This is a genomic window from Archaeoglobus veneficus SNP6, assembly GCF_000194625.1.
GTDB classification, from domain to species: Archaea; Halobacteriota; Archaeoglobi; order Archaeoglobales; family Archaeoglobaceae; genus Archaeoglobus_C; species Archaeoglobus_C veneficus.
In genome coordinates, this window is record NC_015320.1 from 89,957 (window position 1) to 106,816 (window position 16,860).

At 47.6% G+C, this 16,860-nt stretch carries 20 protein-coding genes; 5 read left to right on the top strand and 15 right to left on the bottom strand.

Annotation, left to right across the window (positions count from 1 at the left end):
- Nucleotides 1-254: 254 nt before the first annotated feature.
- A complete protein-coding gene (locus tag ARCVE_RS11210; RefSeq protein WP_156785977.1) occupies nt 255-428 on the top strand; it encodes a hypothetical protein in 174 nt (57 codons plus the stop codon).
- Nucleotides 429-570: 142 nt separating this feature from the next.
- Here the strand turns inward: ARCVE_RS11210 and ARCVE_RS00490 are convergent, their stop codons facing one another.
- From ARCVE_RS00490 to ARCVE_RS00555, 14 genes are all read right to left on the bottom strand, one after another.
- The gene (locus ARCVE_RS00490; RefSeq protein WP_013682815.1) at nt 571-1,593 is read right to left on the bottom strand and encodes a type II glyceraldehyde-3-phosphate dehydrogenase; all 1,023 of its coding nucleotides are present in this window, start codon (nt 1,591-1,593) and stop codon (nt 571-573) included.
- Nucleotides 1,590-1,772, bottom strand: a complete 183-nt coding sequence (locus tag ARCVE_RS00495; protein WP_013682816.1) for a CooT family nickel-binding protein — start codon at nt 1,770-1,772, stop codon at nt 1,590-1,592. The genes ARCVE_RS00490 and ARCVE_RS00495 overlap by 4 nt, the downstream gene beginning before the upstream one ends.
- Before the next feature lie 106 nt (nt 1,773-1,878).
- On the bottom strand, nt 1,879-3,201 hold the full coding sequence (locus ARCVE_RS00500; RefSeq protein WP_013682817.1) for a transcription antitermination factor NusB: 1,323 nt from the start codon (nt 3,199-3,201) through the stop codon (nt 1,879-1,881).
- A gap of 5 nt (nt 3,202-3,206) precedes the next feature.
- Nucleotides 3,207-3,491: a DUF424 domain-containing protein gene (locus tag ARCVE_RS00505; RefSeq protein ID WP_013682818.1), complete on the bottom strand. Its 285-nt coding sequence runs from the start codon at nt 3,489-3,491 to the stop codon at nt 3,207-3,209.
- Nucleotides 3,492-3,509: 18 nt separating this feature from the next.
- Nucleotides 3,510-3,914 carry a translation initiation factor IF-2 subunit beta gene (locus ARCVE_RS00510; RefSeq protein ID WP_013682819.1) on the bottom strand — a complete coding sequence of 135 codons (405 nt, stop codon included), beginning with the start codon at nt 3,912-3,914 and terminating at the stop codon, nt 3,510-3,512.
- A 54-nt stretch (nt 3,915-3,968) separates the two neighbouring features.
- Complete coding sequence (locus tag ARCVE_RS00515) at nt 3,969-4,355, bottom strand: GIY-YIG nuclease family protein (protein WP_013682820.1); 387 nt, start codon at nt 4,353-4,355, stop codon at nt 3,969-3,971.
- Between the two features lie 16 nt (nt 4,356-4,371).
- Complete coding sequence (locus ARCVE_RS00520; protein WP_013682821.1) at nt 4,372-6,255, bottom strand: type II secretion system F family protein; 1,884 nt, start codon at nt 6,253-6,255, stop codon at nt 4,372-4,374.
- Nucleotides 6,227-7,831: a type II/IV secretion system ATPase subunit gene (locus ARCVE_RS00525; RefSeq protein WP_013682822.1), complete on the bottom strand. Its 1,605-nt coding sequence runs from the start codon at nt 7,829-7,831 to the stop codon at nt 6,227-6,229. The genes ARCVE_RS00520 and ARCVE_RS00525 overlap by 29 nt, the downstream gene beginning before the upstream one ends.
- A 148-nt stretch (nt 7,832-7,979) precedes the next feature.
- Nucleotides 7,980-8,732 carry a DUF7289 family protein gene (locus ARCVE_RS00530; RefSeq protein WP_013682823.1) on the bottom strand — a complete coding sequence of 251 codons (753 nt, stop codon included), beginning with the start codon at nt 8,730-8,732 and terminating at the stop codon, nt 7,980-7,982.
- Nucleotides 8,729-9,433, bottom strand: coding sequence for a DUF7289 family protein (locus ARCVE_RS00535; RefSeq protein ID WP_013682824.1), 705 nt, complete (start codon nt 9,431-9,433; stop codon nt 8,729-8,731). The genes ARCVE_RS00530 and ARCVE_RS00535 overlap by 4 nt, the downstream gene beginning before the upstream one ends.
- Complete coding sequence (locus ARCVE_RS00540; protein WP_013682825.1) at nt 9,430-11,802, bottom strand: PKD domain-containing protein; 2,373 nt, start codon at nt 11,800-11,802, stop codon at nt 9,430-9,432. Before ARCVE_RS00540 ends, ARCVE_RS00535 begins: the two co-directional genes overlap by 4 nt.
- Nucleotides 11,774-12,190: a hypothetical protein gene (locus tag ARCVE_RS00545; RefSeq protein ID WP_013682826.1), complete on the bottom strand. Its 417-nt coding sequence runs from the start codon at nt 12,188-12,190 to the stop codon at nt 11,774-11,776. Before ARCVE_RS00545 ends, ARCVE_RS00540 begins: the two co-directional genes overlap by 29 nt.
- Nucleotides 12,178-12,714, bottom strand: coding sequence for a DUF7288 family protein (locus ARCVE_RS00550; protein ID WP_156785978.1), 537 nt, complete (start codon nt 12,712-12,714; stop codon nt 12,178-12,180). Before ARCVE_RS00550 ends, ARCVE_RS00545 begins: the two co-directional genes overlap by 13 nt.
- On the bottom strand, nt 12,686-13,573 hold the full coding sequence (locus ARCVE_RS00555; protein WP_013682828.1) for a DUF7287 family protein: 888 nt from the start codon (nt 13,571-13,573) through the stop codon (nt 12,686-12,688). Before ARCVE_RS00555 ends, ARCVE_RS00550 begins: the two co-directional genes overlap by 29 nt.
- Nucleotides 13,574-13,648: 75 nt before the next feature.
- Here ARCVE_RS00555 and ARCVE_RS00560 point away from each other — a divergent pair, with 75 nt between their 5' ends.
- The 4 genes from ARCVE_RS00560 to ARCVE_RS00575 are packed head-to-tail and all read left to right on the top strand — an operon-like array spanning nt 13,649 to nt 16,639.
- Nucleotides 13,649-14,188, top strand: a complete 540-nt coding sequence (locus ARCVE_RS00560) for an NOB1 family endonuclease (protein ID WP_269479064.1) — start codon at nt 13,649-13,651, stop codon at nt 14,186-14,188.
- On the top strand, nt 14,112-14,693 hold the full coding sequence (locus ARCVE_RS00565) for an orotate phosphoribosyltransferase-like protein (protein WP_013682830.1): 582 nt from the start codon (nt 14,112-14,114) through the stop codon (nt 14,691-14,693). The genes ARCVE_RS00560 and ARCVE_RS00565 overlap by 77 nt, the downstream gene beginning before the upstream one ends.
- Nucleotides 14,694-14,699: 6 nt before the next feature.
- A complete protein-coding gene (gene aglJ / locus ARCVE_RS00570) occupies nt 14,700-15,641 on the top strand; it encodes an S-layer glycoprotein N-glycosyltransferase AglJ (RefSeq protein ID WP_013682831.1) in 942 nt (313 codons plus the stop codon).
- On the top strand, nt 15,605-16,639 hold the full coding sequence (locus ARCVE_RS00575; RefSeq protein WP_013682832.1) for a CofH family radical SAM protein: 1,035 nt from the start codon (nt 15,605-15,607) through the stop codon (nt 16,637-16,639). The genes aglJ and ARCVE_RS00575 overlap by 37 nt, the downstream gene beginning before the upstream one ends.
- Here ARCVE_RS00575 and ARCVE_RS00580 read toward each other — a convergent pair.
- On the bottom strand, nt 16,630-16,830 hold the full coding sequence (locus ARCVE_RS00580; protein WP_048085410.1) for a hypothetical protein: 201 nt from the start codon (nt 16,828-16,830) through the stop codon (nt 16,630-16,632). The genes ARCVE_RS00575 and ARCVE_RS00580 overlap by 10 nt on opposite strands.
- Between the last annotated feature and the right edge of the window lie 30 nt (nt 16,831-16,860).

Sequence of the window (16,860 nt, forward strand, 5' to 3'; positions counted from 1 at the left end):
TGGATTATTGAGAGAATTTTTTCTTAGTCTTTCGATGCGAGAAGAGATTCCAAAACAGATTTAAAAAATTATGGGCTTTCTCTGTCACAACATAGAGGAAGTTCAAAAATTGTCAACTTTACAATCCTAAAACCATCAAATATACTGGTTACGTGTTTAGCCACTGTGGTCTTGTCCAAAAAACGTCTGATTTCGAGTCGGTCGGACTCTGGTTTAAAAAAGATAATAAAATGCTGTACATACAGGAGTCTCACGTGACCAGCGAGAAAATACCGCCATCACCACTTATTATACCATCATCAGAAGATACAGAGACGACAAATGTGAAGATCGATGGTGTAGATGGTGTATTACAGGAATCCGGAGGCAGAACATCGCTTGGATTTAGGTTCAATAATGTGACAGTTATAATGTGCGGAGGTATATAAGTGGAGAAGAGATGATAAGGGTGGCTGAGTCAATGATCAAATAGGTTGCCAAAGCAAGGTAGCTTATCTACGACGGGTTGAGATTGAGTTGAGAATTAGTTGGAACAAAAATATATTAAAAATTTAGCAAAAAAAACAGAAATCAAAGCTGAAACTTGCCGATGTCGAGGGTTTCATTCGTTATTTTCATGCTCTCCTCTTTGTCTGCTAACTCAAACATGGCCCTGATTGCGTCGATGTTCTCTGGCACAACTATCGCTTCCTGGTGAACTGCCTGCGTTAGGTAAAGTTCGTTGTCAACTATGGCTATGCTGTCCTCCCAGACTACATTTTCGAAGAGATCATAGCGCAGCCTGAGCTCTCTTGCATACTCTATAACCTTTGCCGTTGACGTAAATCCATCTTCACTCGATACGAGCATTATTCTCGGTTCCTGCTTCAGCACCTCGACGACGTCCTCGGGCTTCGCATCCTTCTCCAGCTCAATGTTCAGGGCGTGCACGTGCATGATTGTCGTTGGGACTTTGAACGCAACCGTAGTAATATCGACGTCGAGAACGGTCTGAACGTCCGGACCGTGGTGGGATGGAAGCGCTATGGGGTTGGGCATTATGCCGTTGACGAGCCCTTTTTTGTCTTCCTTCGGGTCTACGACCCTCCTTATCATGGTCGCCCTTACCTTCTTTATTCCGAAGTTCTGTTTTATCATGTAGAGCAATCTCGTCAGACCCGTAGTGTTGCAGCTAACCACTCTGACGTATCTCTTTCCAACAGCCTTCTCGTAGTTTGCAAGAGCATTAAAGGAGACCTCTGCAACGTCTTTCTTCTCTCCTCCCTGGAATATTGCCTTTATTCCGGCCTTCTCGTAGTACTTTTCTTTGTTCTCCGCTCCGACCTTTCCCGGGCTGCAGTCAATAACAACGTCGGCGTTCTGGATCAGATCCTCAATCGTTCCTTCAACCGGAACGCCAGCCTTTTCAAAAACTTCAACCCTCTCCGGAATAGCAGCGTAAAGCTTGTAACCTCTTCTTACGGCAAGTTTTGCTTCAAAATCGGGTTTAGTTTTCGTTACACCAACAATCTCCATATCCTTCTGACAGCTAACTGCATCTGCAACGCGCTTGCCTATCGTGCCGTATCCATTTATTGCCACCTTTACACTCATTCAACCACCACCCTATGACTTCTCATATCCATAAGGACAATTCTACCCGAAATCTCCTTAAATTCGCCAAAAATCCCGAAAAGTCTTATTTTATCTCCATCGACTTCAATTCTGACCACGTCTTCCATCAAAAGCTCTTCTTCACCATTTTTTCGCTTTACAACCTTCGATTCGCACACGTAATATATGTCAGCATCATACGTTAAAAAATGTTTGGTATTGTCCGCAATGTTCAGCAGAAGAAGCGATCCAGAAATGATGCAGGCAGAGATGAAAAAACACCGTTCAGACACGTAGAAGGCGCGATATGAAGAATCCGCAGCAGTCGTGCAGGTGAGGCCACGTCCTCAATACCTTCTCCCACTCCGGGAATCTCTTGCCTTCGAACTCCGAAATGCCTGACGAGAATCCGTCGATTTTAACATCGTCAACTTTGAAGGGCGATGCCATAACGTTCTCCTCGTTCTCATCGAAGGTTATCGAGCACGTCGAGTATACAACAACCCCTCCCTCACCGACGTTTCTGTACGCGTTTTCGAGCATTCTGCGCTGTAATTTTACCGTCGCTCTATATTTGTACTCGTCGTACCTCCACTTGACACACGGATAGTTCCTGAACGCTCCGGTAGTCGAGCACGGAGGGTCGAGAAGAACCCTGTCAGCTTTCCACCTGAACTTTACACCATCTGCAACCCTGCACTCCACTATTTCCACTCCGAGTTTTTTCATTTTGGCTTTCATCCTCCTTACTCTCTCCTCCGAATTGTCCACGGCCATTATTTTTCCTCTGTTCTCCATTAGCATGGCAATGTGGCTCGTTTTTAGTCCCGGAGCTGCTGCGAGGTCAAGTACTCTCTCTCCCGGCTCAGGTTTCATTGCGTGGGCGACGAGGGTTGAGGCGAGGTCCTGAACAACGTATTTTCCATCTGCATGCCATTCGAGGGTTGAGGGGTGCCTATCCCACGCAACAACTTTGAAAACCTCCGGCAAGCACGTCTCCTCGATAACGCAGTACCTTTCGAGGTATTTTCTGACGGACTCAATGCTCGCCTTCAGCTCGTTGACCCTGACGTAGGTTGTGTTCTGCATGTTCGCAATCATCAGTTCTATAGCTTGCTCCCGTCCAAGGAGCTTTATCGCATACTCCACGTACCACTCTGGATGGAAGTATCTGTACGCGAGACGCTGGACTTCTGGTAATCTTGATGTCTCCGAGTTCAGATCGATTTTTTCTGCTCTCCTCATCACCGCGTTGACGAGAGCAGCAGCTCGCCCGCCTATTCTTCGCTTTGCTATTCTTACCGCCGAATCCGTTGCGAGGGCAGGATGTACACCCTTGTAAAACATCTCGTAAACGGCAACCCTGAGAAGGTTTCTCAAAAAAGGTTTGAGCTCGTAAACAGTTTTACCGTCGAGACTGCGGTCAATCAGAAAGTCTATCGTGTTCCTCCTCTTCAGCGTTTCCATTACATAGGCGTGTATGCTACCCCTGACCTTATAATCGAAGTCTTTTCCAGCAAGGCCTGCCTTCAAAGCCTCTTTTGCGGAAATTATCTCCTCATCTATTCTCTCCAGAATTTCCACTGCTATTTCTTGCGTTGGTATCATGGCTGCTAAATGATGACCATCTGGGCATGCAGACACTCCCCGATTCTTAGGATGTTCTCCTCGTCTATTACCCCGATTTCTATCGCGAACCTTACAGCCTTCTCTCCCGTTATGTTCGCTATGGTTGCCTGTTTTAGTGCACGCTTTACTTCTTCCTCCCCTACTTCTCTCGTACCGTAGAACTCCTCCTTAACCTCAATTTTTAGATCTCCCTCTCTGAAGGTCATGCCAACTATGTCAGAATCGCACACAGCAACCAGCACTTCTCCGCGAACCCTGTAAACCTTCATCCTGAAGCTCATATCTTTTTATGATCTTACCGGGTGCTTTGCTCCGCATGCTGTGCAGCGGAGGAACAGGACACGCTCCTCCTTCACGAACACAGTATCTGGAGCTCCGCATTCCTTGCAGAGGACATAGTCCTTTACGTAAGAGTCTATCTCCTTCTGAATTTCGTCCTCGCTGAACTTACCCTGAAGGATTACCCTCCCTGCTTCAAGGATGCCTGCCGTACCAAGAGACTTTATTATGTACTTGTACAGGTGCTCCTCGCTCCTGTTCACGATTTTAGCTATCTGGGAGAAATTCTTGATTATCGTTCTGCTACCCTCACGCTGAACTACTGCCTTCGGAATTTCAAACCTCTCGCGCTTCACAACTTCCTCTGGGAGTTCTGCAAAGGCCTTTTCCAGCAGGTCTTCATAGCTCCTCATACCATCGCCTCCTGAAAGAGCCTTCTCCGGCAACGTAAATAAGCCTTTCCTCTACTACCTGCAATCTTCCGGCCTGAGAATAGGAGCATGGAAAGTCGGAAGCTTTGCGGAATAGAAAAGGTGGCTTCTGCACAAGCAGTCGGAGCAACCGAAGCGAGGGATGCACTCAAAGCGCTCTGCGAGCATGGCAGCAACATCACACTCCTCGCGATGGAACAGGTAAGCGTGGAGAGGCTCAGCAACAACGCTAAGGTAGTCGATGTGCCATTTCAGCTTCTTCTCTCTTCTAAAGTGCCTGCATATCCTCGAAACTCCCACTTTCGCGCTTCCCACGTACAGATAATATCCGGGCTTAAAAACAATTTTTCCGAGGGCTCCAACCTCAACAATTGACTCTCTATCAAGTTTAAGGACGAGGATGTAGCTCCTCCCCTTTACCATGCCAAATCCGCCCTGATTAAACTCCAACGAAGTAGTTGAAAACGATAAATGTGACAAGGACGAGGACGAGAGCATGCTTGAGACCAGCCCTGAGTTCTCCTTCGCCCATCAGTCCAGCTATAAGTCCGCTGACTGTTCCGTTTATCAGGGAGGTGTGATAGAACAGTTTCGAAAGGGCTTCGATGTCTGGAATTCTGAACTGGGCATAGGCATTCGCTGGAACACTCATCTTTGAGAATATCTGCATGAAGTTGTTGCTCAGCACGAATATAGTGAAGAGAAATACACCGAAGGTCATGTAAATTACAACGATGTAAACAAACATCTCATTCCTAACCCTTTTCTTGAGCTCGAGGTAAAGTTGCGCGTCCGTTGCTGCTGTAAAGAGGGCATCCTTTATTGTGCCTGCAGCCTCCATCGCCCTCAGCAGAATTGATGTGACCTTTGTTACAGTCATGCTGCCTATCCTTCTCTCGAATCGCTTTAGAGCGTCGCTGAGAAGCATTCCCCATTCGAGGTCCTTTCTTATCTTTATTATCTCCGAAGTAAGCACACCGAGATTCGACGTTGACAGGATTCTTATTGCAGAAACTATGTTAAGTCCGCTCTCGTTCAAACTTGCAAGCTGCTTGAGGAAGTCCGGGATGTGCTCTTCTATCTTCCTCACCCTTCTGTTTCTTATCTCTACCAGAATTGCGTAGGGTGTTACAGTCACAAGCAGGAATGTGACGAAAATCGTTTCAGGCTCCCAGGTGTAGATGAATGGGAGCATGAGCCCGAAAATCGGCAGGGTGAAGTAGAATGAGTACTCTGGCCGGTAGATGAATATCCCAAGGTCCCCTATCAGCATTTTAATTGCCCTCGAAACTCTGAGGTAGTATCTTTTCAGCGGACTCGGATATGTAAACCCCGGCTTTCTGCCGTTCTTTGTGACTCTCGGAATGAGTCTCGAGCGTCTGATCCTCTCACCCGTCCACTTTATCTCCTGCTCCCTCATCATGGATGAGAGTAGCCAGATGAAAGCGAGTCCGCCTATAGGCATGTAGAGGTATATCAGGAGCTGCATGAGATGCATCGTCGTGCTGCCGAGCATCCCCATTACGACGAAGATTATCAGCATAAAGAGCGGGGCCACAACGAGGGCCGCAACGTACACTTCTGCGAGTATTCCGAGGCTGTTGAGGAATAAATCCTGGTATTTCTCCCTTTCATCCATCAAATGCTTGGATTTGAAGTCGAGGAACTCGCTTAGCCTTCCGCTGCCCTCTATAACGCTGACAAAGTCGTCGAGGAAGTCTGCAAAGCGCTGTGAAGGTGTCGTGGACGCAACATATTTCATTGCCGAGATTAAATCCTTGTGGAACATCTCAACCCCGTTCACGATTACGGCAAACTCCTTTCCAACCTCTCCCGTTACTGAAACCTCCTCTGCAATAACCCTGCACATCTCAAGCACTGAAATACCGCCCCTGGACATTCCGAGCATCATGTTGACAACATGGGGGAAAACGACTTCAATCTGCTTCCTTCTGTGCGATGCGTAGAGCTTGGGGTACACAAGAATCAGATACCTCGTAGCGATTGTAAGAACAGCAGTTAAAAGGGCGGCAATTATCCAGTTAAGACCTTCAAAACCAAAGTACAATGATATAGGCACTCCTATGGCATAGCCCATAGCGAAATAAAAGGGTGCGAGGAGCAGGGGGTAAAATGTCGCCACTGCAAGATACTTTGGAACGGTAACCGGAAACCTGCTGCTCCTGAGACACTTCTCGAGGTCGTGGTATCGCTCTCTGTTTGCTCTATATCTCTTTCTGAAGTACCTTACAAGGGCGGGAGGCGCATAAATTCCGAATGTTTTAACGTAAACATCAGCTTCGTTCTTCCGCAACAGCTTCATAGTATTCACCGTACTTTTTGCCCTCGTCAATTATAAGTCCGAAATCTTCGCCCGGATTCCTGTAATAGGCGTGAATCATCCTCGTTACCTCTCTGTAGTCTCTTATACCGAGTTCGTGGAGTTTTGTTAGGTACTCCGCCCTCCGCCTGAGTTCTTCCATCGTGGTCTCGATGTCCTCTCCCATTGCCATGGATATCTTCTCGAGCTTCTTCATGCTGCCAACGAGCCTGTATCCATCTACGTAGGGATCCCACGCGTAAACCTCGTTTATCAGGAGGTTTCTGTCTGCTGGATCTATTCCGAGAATCTCGTATACACCCTTGGCTCTCCTCTTCTTCACACCTTCTTTCGTCCACTGAATCTGAACAGCAACTATGTCGAGGAACTGGATCATGCTCCTCGGAACGTTGAGCGGACTGCTCTCGAGCCTGTATATGGCCTGCTGGATGTCTCCAGCATGCAACGTTGCGTAGGCAGCGTGGCCCGTTGACATGGCCTGGAAGAGAGTCTGCGCCTCTCTACCCCTAACCTCTCCAACCACTATGTAGTCGGGCCTCTGCCTCAGCGACGTCTTGAGCAGGTCGTACATGTCTATCTCCTTTTCCTCATCTCCTATCGCCTGCCTCGTTACTCCGGCAACCCAGTTCTCATGCATAAGAGCGATTTCTCTCGTATCCTCTATGGAGACTATCTTCGCCTCCGGAGGGATGAACATCAGTAGAGCGTTGAGAGTCGTTGTTTTTCCGCTTGCTGTCTCACCGATCACCATCAGGTTGAGCTTGTTCTCGACGGCCATCCAGAAGTACGCAAGCTGTTCTGCTGTGTACGTTCCCAGACTCAGCAAATCGATAGGCGTGAATGGATCCTCTGTAAACTTCCTTATGGTGAAGGATGAGCCCCTCGGTGTTACATCCACACCGTACGTCGCCTGCAGTCTGCTCCCATCGGGCAGCGTAGCGTCGATTATCGGGTTGCCGTGGCTGATATGCTTGTCGCACATCTGGACGAGTGTTTGCACGTATCGGTCGAGCTCTTCGGAGGTAAAAACGAGGTAGGAGCGTATGTTTCCGAATTCCTTGTGGTAGACGTAGATAGGGATGTTGTACCCATCGCAATGTATGTCCTCTATATAGGGATCGTTCATAATCGGGTCTATAACGCCGAAGCCGAGGAAGTCCCGAAAGATGTAATACAGGTACTTTGCGTTGAGTTCTTTATTAACGACAACACCGTATTCGTTAATAAGCTCCATGTATGATTTGGCGAGAATAGACTCCTTAATCTCGTAGTTCAGCGATAGATCCTTAAGAAGGAGGACATCTTCAAGGTCTTTGAAGATTTCGTCCAGAAGAGAGACCTCCTCCTCAGTGAGAAATGGTTCGACTGCATGATACATCCTCTCTCCATTTTCCCTGTTGAGCGTGATTACCACTTTTACGAGTGGTCTGAAAATCCAGTATTCTCTGAGAACATCCTCGTGTTCATTCAGCATCCAGTCCTGAAGAAGGACATCTTCACTAACACCGTCCAGGTATTTCTCGAGCATCGGATAGTAGAACCCCGGTTTGAATTTCATGCGTATGGAAGTGGCAATTTTTGATTTATAGTTCTTTCCAATAGGTGTATGATGAAATCAGTGGGAAAATATTTATACATATTATATAATCTGGATTAAGTCTGGAATCAATAAGATTGTACATTAGAATAATAATTTGTAGTTATAACTACGTGCTTATTGTCGTGTCGAGGACGTAGCGGGTGAGAACGAGTCTGTTGAAGTAGATTGAAACTTTAAGTGTGCTACCGTTAAGCTCCGTCTGCAGAACGGTGTTTTCCGTATAACCCCTGAGGTCATCGAAGTACCTCTTCCACGCCTGTGCGTATTCAGAAGTTATATTCATGACCACGTATCCACTTGTGTTGAAAATCTTCGTTTCTGAGGAGTTGTACCTTATCTCTATCTCTGCAAATCCTTTTCCGCCTACGGAGCCGCTCCCTCTTATCTCCGTGAGGGCTATGAACAGAATTGTCTCGTTGTTGACAGTCTTTTTGTATATGAATATTCTTGGTTCAGAAACCATTACGGGATTCCTGCTGAGAAGCCATACACCCCCGTTCTCAAACGCAACCTTCGTGTCCATGTAAGCGTACTCTATTACCCCCATATTACCGGAGTATGCGTAGATTGTGGTGTTGTTGGATGTAACGCTAACAGACATCTCCCCGCCTGAATTTACGCTTATACTTCCCTCGTTTATCAGCAGCCTTATGCTTTTGACGGGATTCTTGCTGTAGGCAGCGTACTCTATTATGTTCTGTATTTTCCTGAACCCCTGAGCCATGCTCTCGTACTTCACCTTCCCCTTCGCATCGTTTATCATGAAGTACGTGTGGGAGAAAACGAGGGAGAGGGCAAGGATGACTATTCCGAGAATTAATGAGAATCCTAGGACGTTTGAAACTGCTTTCTCGTTCATACCCACAACCTCACATCCACGACGTACCTCGAAATCGTCAGGTAAGTGAAGTCCACCCTCGCATATTCGCTGGAGACCGTAAACCCTTCCTCCTCAAGGTACCTCTTCCACGCCTGTGCGTATTCAGAAGTTATGTTCATGACCACGTATCCACTTGTGTTGAAAATCTTCGTTTCTGAGGAGTTGTACCTTATCTCTATCTCTGCAAATCCTTTTCCGCCTACGGAGCCGCTCCCTCTTATCTCGTATATCGCTATGGAGACATTGCTCCCCTGAACCTTTATGCGAGGTGGATACACAATGTACGCTCCTGTGCTTCCTTTACTCCAAACGCCCCCGCACTCAATGCAGGTTTTGTCATCTCCGTGAACATACTCAATTTTGCCCGGAGTTGTTGTCAGAGTGTAGAGGTTAGCCGTAGAGTTATTGACATAGAGTGTAAGGCTGTTATCACTGGAGACAGAAAGACTTCCGCCAGAGAGGGCGAATCTGACCCTTGCCGACGGCATGACATCTGCAGAAACTTTTGAAATAGTCTCGCTCGTCGCGACCATCATGGCTGCAACGTTTCTCGTTCTGATGATCTGCTGGTTCGACTCAATTACCGGATTGCCGTAAACAATGAGAATTGACACAGTCAGTGTTACCACTACGAGCATCAGCAGGCTTCCAACAACCTCTGAAACAGCCTTCTCCCTCATTTCAGCTCAACCTTCTCCGCCTCAGTTCTCGTTACGTTAACCTCACACACAGGCAGGTATATCGTGTTATAACTGACCCCTGTAAACGGATACGGAAGGTACGTCACGTTCGATAGCTCGAAGACGTTGGTTTCAGTAATCCCTTCTTTCTCAATTGTCACAAAGAAACTGGCTGTCCACGTTTCATTTATCCTTATACTGGACAGGTTCCACTGGATTGTGGTATAGCCAGTTGATGCGTCGTACGTCACATTTGCATTGGAAGGTTCGGCTACAAGTTCGACGCCCTCTGGCAGAACGTCGGTAATCGTCACGTTCTTCGCAGCCTTCTCTTTCAACTCTTTGGCTATCTGACGATATATGCTGCTGAGCTCTTCTGACGTTGCAGCGAAGTAGTAGTAGTCCGGCGAAGTTGCTATCTGCTTGAGCAGCGTCTCGTTTGCATCGTTTCCAAATCCTATGGTGTAGATCAGGATTTGCTCGCCACCGATGGTCGTTTGCTTTGTCGTTTCTGCCTCCTCTATTGCTTCCTGAATTGCAAGGGTTTCGCTTGCAGTTCCATCGGAGGTTAAAGTCGGGTTTCCGTCAGAAAGCACTATCATAACAGGAATGTTTCCGGGAGCTGTATTTGCCACCAGTTCTTGCCTTGCCACCTTAATTCCTCCGCCCATAGGAGTGCCGCCGTATGCCCACAGGTCGTCTATGCTGTTGTTCGCGGAAAGAGTGTCGTTTGTAAGGGTTTGACTTACGTCGTACCGTGGAGTATACCCTCCCGGAACGTCTCCACCAAAGTAGGCAACGCCAACCTGGTCAGAGCTTTTGAGAAATCCGTTGAATGTCTTCGCTGCTATCTTCGCTGCATCGATTTTTGCTATGTACACGTTCAGATAAAATTCCTGCTCACCGTACGGAAAGTCCGCAACAACGTAGGCTGTGTATGTACCACCGGCATTTGTAGTTTCATAAGCCTCACCATTAGACGAAGAATACGGCCCGTAAAGACCTCCGTCTTCAACCCAGAGGTGGAGTTCTTTAGTTCCGTTTACCGGCGTAGCCTCAATTTTCAGGTTCTCGACACTTGGAACGTTAATTGTGAACGTCTGGGGGGCTGCATAAAGCGTAAAATTGTGGGAATCAACGAGATACCACGTTCCTCCAGACTTTTTGTAAATATCAACGTGAACAGTATCGTAGCCTGTTGGATAATCGGCAACAACGGCAATACTCCAGTTACCCTCTACCGGGTTTGTAACGTAGTACATCTCCCCGTTGGGTATTGCGTACTGCGCCCTCGCAAAGTCCCCGTCGGGAGACTTAACCCAGAGGTCCACGTCTTTTCCATTCTCTGAATACGCCTCGATTGCAAGTTTCTGGAAAGAGTCGTCAACATAAACACTTCCCTCCCATTTAGCCGGCGTAGCAACTCCGTAATCCGATTTGTAGATTGTGTAGCCGTTGTCTCCGTAGTAATCAGGATCCATGCTTCCCGAAACGTCTATGACGTGCATTATGCTGATGTTCCTTGAAGTTTCAGCGATTCCTTCTCCACTCAGGAAAATGGTAATTCTCACAGGCTCTCCAGGCTGAGCAACCTCCGGAACAACGAATTTATCGACGTAGAGTGTTGGATCTGGTGTGGATGGATTTACTGTGATGTTAATCGTATCTGTATCGCAGTAGCCGTAGGAATCACAAACTGTGAGCTTTGCAGTATACGTACCCGACGAGGAATACGAATGCTGAACGAGTGCAGTCGAAGGATTATTTGGATCGTAGCTCAGCCAGGATGTGGAACTCCCATCCCCGAATTCCCATTTAAAGCTCAGACTACCCTCTCCACTCGAATAGGTCATGTCAAAGGTCACAGATTGATCTACAGTGGCGTTGGTAGGATGCGCCACCGCTACTGCTGTTGGCAGCACATGGAAGCTCCTTGAAAACACGAGTTCGTGATCCGGCTTTACGCTGAAGGTTTCGCCAGACGGAAACACCTCAAGGGCTATTCCGCTGAGCGGAATGTATTCAGTTCTTCCAAGTCTTTCGGAGGTAAGCATTAGCGTCCTGTTACCTCCGACTGTCGTGAACGCAGCTTTGAAATCATATTCTCCAATTCTGTATGGCATGTGGATTTTCGCTTTAATGTAACCGTTTTGAGGGGCAACGAGAGCCATGTCAACAAGCTTTGTAGCAATCTGGTTGCCTATGTCTTCGAACTGATTTTTCATGGCAATACTCGTCGGAGTATCGACGAGGAGGTCGTTGAGCTGAAGCATTATGAATCCCATGAATACCGTGAGTATTCCCGTAATCAGAATGTACTCAATGAGGACCGAGACTGCTTTACACGACGACTGTTTGCGTGTCCTCATACTCCACCTCCGTGTTGCTGAACACGATTTTCACTGTGTAAGAGGTTATTGTACCGTCAGCACTCGTTTTAACATCGATAACCTCTATGCTCGCGTAGCTTCCATGGGACGCGTAGAGTTGCTGAACCTGTCTGTCGATTTGCTTTGCGTAGTAGAGAAAGCTCTCTGGACTCAGTGTAGCGTACTCCTTCAGCTTTTCGAGGGCAAGTTCTCTTAAATCTCTGATCGCGTCCTTCGGAAAGCTGAGTTGAGTTACACCAGATTCAGTTCCAGCGAGGATGTTCTGGGTGTAAACAAGTGAAAGACCAGCAAGCAGAATTGAGACTACCAGCGCGAGGATTATTACGATCTGTCCCTTCTCATCGCCAGCAAGGCTTAAACGCGCCATAGTATCATTCTCACCTCCAGCACGACCGGATAGTCTGAATCGATGGTTCCTTCAGCACCTCCTGTTCCGTTAATCCTGAAAGGAGAATCGCTCACGAACTCTCCGTTCTTTATCAGAACGTACGTGGAAACGGCAACAGTATCCGAAGTGGGAGTTCTATCCGTTAACCTGTAAACATTCAGGGTTGAGTTGTTGAACCACCACACCTCGAGGTTGTACTGAATATTATCAGGTAAAGCGTGATCTATAGTTTCAAAAAGCTCAACAGGCGGAGTTGTTGCGTTCAGTCTCCTCAACGCGTTTTCGAGGGTGTCTTTCGCCGGGGAGTCCGGGTTTTTCAGGGCAGTTAATACATCAAGCCCGTACTGCCTGAGCTGCGCATCAACACTCTCGCCAGAAAGGGGAGATATAACGAGGGTTGACTGGAAGAGGAAGTAAGCTACCATGAGCATTAATACAGCAGCAACGAGGCCTTCCAGTGTAAAGGCCTGTCCTTTACCACACGCAAACAACGAGTTTCGCACCTATTCTCCCCCCGATGTATTCCCCTACGTTCGTCATTACGACGTAACCCCTGACGTTGTGAACTCTGACTTTAACCTGCGTGGCTCCAGCAGAATTGATTTCATCGGTTATATCGAAGGCTCCAATAGTCTCGTCATCACCCCTGACATCTATGATCAGGTTACTGTTTAGCCAGACCTTCATCCACGGAGTTGAGTTCGTTGTGTTTACGTTTCTGCTCTCTATAATTATAACGAAGGCTGTAACCGGAGGTGTGACATCGAACGTAAACGTCCTCGTACTTGGGGTGTCAACCTTGCTCGAAATGGTAGCAATCTTTGTGGCATTATCGTACGCAATAATTCTTTCGTACCTTACAACGTCACCGTAGTTCGGAACGGGTTTTCCTATCAGAAGCAATGGCTGGCTGTCATTCATCGCATAAATGGGATGCGAAGAGTTGCTCCTGAAAAGCTGGAGAGATATGTTGTAGTCGAAGGTTTCATGGGGGTCGTAAAGTCCGAGCGCTGCCCTCACAGCCTCGTATCCAGCGGTGTCATAGTACTTCTGTAAAGCCTCTATCTTATCTATACTGAGCACGTTCGGTTTTACTGCAAGACCCGCCCTGATTTTAACGTCCTCGCTGTAGTGATTTTCCCAGTCTGTCCCGTTGGCTGTCCCATTGGTCCAGTAGCCGGCATCTTCAGCGAGAATACTTGCTGTGCGGTACGCAAGAGGGTACAGAGCGATATCTCCCCTCTCCACGACGAAAATCGATGGAATGTACTGAGCTATAAAGATGAAACTCAGCATAAAAATCGTGAGGCCAATCAGCATATCGAGACTCAACTGGCCATCGTTCCTGCCGGAATTCTTCATTACAATTATTATGTTGGCACCTCCTTATAAATGCGTTGCGGTGAAGTTTATATGGCCAGAACCACTATTTTTAACGTGGTCGTTTACGTAATAGATTCCTCCGTTGTTTTCCTCAGGAAAATACATGGAAACGCCGTTACGATTCCTGAAGTAGTCGAAGAAGTGAAAGACGAGGAGTCCAAACTGTACTTCTCACTCCATGACGTCAGGGTGGAGGAGGCGAGCAGCAAAAACGTTGAGAGGGTCGTTGAGGTTGCGAAAAAAACTGGAGACGTGCACAAGCTCTCGAATACGGACGTAAAGCTGATTGCAAAGGCCCTCGACGAGCTTGAAAGAGGTGAGAAAGTCGTTATTGTATCGGACGACTACTCTATCCAGAATATCGCAAAGCTCCTCGGCATAGAAATAGAGACAGTAGTTCACCCGGGAATCTCCAAAGCCTTTAAATGGGTAAAGGTATGTAGAGGATGTGGAAGAAGGCTTACCGCTGACGTATGCCCTGTGTGCGGGAGCGAGGCTGTATTGAGGAGGGTTAAAAGTGAAAAGACTCGAAGATCTGGTTCAAAGGGCAAAAAAGTTAAAGGAGAAGGGCCTGACGACGGGGGAGATAGCTGACGAGCTAAATGTCTCCCGTGAGACTGCCCTCTGGCTGCTTACGAAGGGCGAGGTTGCACCTGCTGATATATACATCGAGTGGAAATCCCTGTCAAACACCTTCAGGCTGAGAAATGTTGCTGCAATTATGGCCGACATGATTCAGGACGTCGCCGAGCCAGAGACTGTTATAGGTGTGGCGACGAGCGGAATTCCCATTGCAACGATGGTTGCCGAAGAGCTCGGCTGTGAGCTGAGCATGTACTACCCGAGAAAGCTCAAGTGGGAGAAAGGCGAAGCGCAGTCCGGCGGAGTGCTGAGTGAGAACTTCGCGAGAATCGAGGGGAAGAGGTGTGTCGTGGTGGATGACGTGATAACGACGGGTTCGACAATAAAAGAGGTTGCAGAGTACGCAGAGAGGAAGGACGCGGAAGTTCAGTGTGCGTGTGTAATTATTGACAAGAGAGGAATAGACAAAATCTCCGGATTTCCGGTTCTGAGCATCTTCAGAATACTCAGGCTGTAAAAAAGCATGAAAGACGTCTGCATACTGATCCCAACGCTGAACGAAGAGGGCAACATAGGCTACGTTATTGAGGGCTTTCTGAGGCAGGGCTTTACCAACGTGTTCGTCATAGATGGGAGAAGCACGGACAGAACGAGGGAGATAGCTGAGCGAATGGGTGCAAAGGTAGTAATCCAGACTGGGAAAGGGAAAGGCCAGGCTATAAGGGAAGCCTTCGAAATGATAGACAGTGATGTCGTGGTAATAGTTGACGGAGATGGCAGCTATATGCCAGAAGAGGTCAACAGGCTCCTCGAACCGATAAGAAGAGGCATAGCAGACCATGTAGTGGGAAACAGGTTCGCGAACTTTGAAAAAGGGGCGTTTACGAGGCTGAACCTCTTCGGAAACAAGGTGCTCAATTTCTTCTTTCGCCTTGTTTACGGTGTTGAACTTCACGACATTCTTTCAGGGTACAGAGCCCTTACAAAAGAAGTTTACAAGAACGTAGAGCTCAGGAAACCCGGTTTTGAAGTTGAGACTGAGCTGACCGTCGAAACAATAGCAAAGGGTTTCAGGATACTTGAAGTTCCCATAACCTACAGGAAGAGGGGAGGAAAAACGAAACTCCACCCGTTGAAAGATGGTTTCAAAATAGGGGCGACAATTTACGGAATGCTCAAGAGGTACAGCCCTGGCAGATACTTTTACTTCATTGGTCTTGCACTTGTTCTGTCTGGAATTCTGATTGGCAGCTATGTTGTCTACGACTGGTTCAAAAACGTGACTCACTATCTTCTCGCCATCCTTACGGCTTTACTGATAATCTCGGGTCTCCAGGTTATTGTGTTTGGTATGATAAGTGACTTTCTCTTCAGGAGCAATGTTGAGCTCAGGAAGGAGATCAGAGAGATCAGGGAGGAGATTGAGCGATGGAAGAAAACGGAACGTGGACACCGAGAAAAATAGAGGAGCTATTCAGCCTCGAGCTTCACGAACTTGGGGAGATAGCAAACAATCTGAATGATAACTACGTAACCTTCGTAGTGAACAGACACATTAACTATACGAACGTCTGTGTCTCGAAGTGTCCTCTTTGTGCCTTTCATCGCGAAAGCGGATATTTAATGAGCGTCGATGAAGTTTTGCGGAAGGCAGGGGAGGCCGTTAAGGCAGGGGCGACGGAACTTCACATAGTAGGGGGTCACAATCCTGAAGTCAGTCTCGAGTACTTCGAGGAGATGTTTTCCGCAATAAAGGCGAAGTTTCCGGACGTCGTGATAAAAGCCTTGACAGCAACCGAAGTCCACTTCCTGTCGAAGCTCGAGAAGTGCAGTGTTAAAGAAGTCCTTGAAAGGCTTAAGGAGGCTGGCCTGCAGGCAATGCCCGGTGGGGGAGCGGAAATTCTTGATGATAAAATTAGAAAGGTCATATGTCCGAACAAGGCAAAAAGCGACGAGTGGCTTGGAGTTATGCGGACGGCCCACAGCCTCGGCATCAGAAGCAACGCGACGATGCTCTTCGGACATATCGAGAGTATTGAGCACAGGGCGAAACACCTTTACAGACTCTGGAAGTTGCAGGAAGAAACAGGCGGCTTTGTTGCATTCATACCCCTCGTTTTCCATCCGGAAAATACGAGGCTCAAAGAACTGGGACTTGTAAAGGAGAAAACAGATCTTATTGATGTTCTCAAAACGATAGCTGTTTCGAGAATAGTTCTGAGCAACTTTGCGAGTGTCAGGGCATACTGGGTCATGCTGGGTGAGAAGCTCGCCCAGATTGCCTTAAACTACGGGGCAAACGATACAGATGGTACGCTGATGGAGGAAAAAGTTACACACGCAGCCGGAGCGAAAACACCCCTCTACCTGCCCAAGGAGAGGCTGCTCAGGCTTATAAAAGGAGCAGGTAAGGTGCCAGCTGAGAGGGATACATTCTACAACATACTGAGGGTTTACGGCTGACTTCTATCCATTTTCTTCAGTAACCCCTCTACCATGCCAAGAATAACTGCTTCGCTCTGAGCTTTTTCGCATTCCCCACACTGCTCGAATTCATCTATCCTCCTCTCAACTATACCCTTCAGCTCTACGAGCTCTTCTCTGCGTATCTTCCTGCTCTTCAGCTTCTCCATAAGCTCCTCGTATCTTCCCACGCACTAAATTAATAGAAGCATCATAAAATT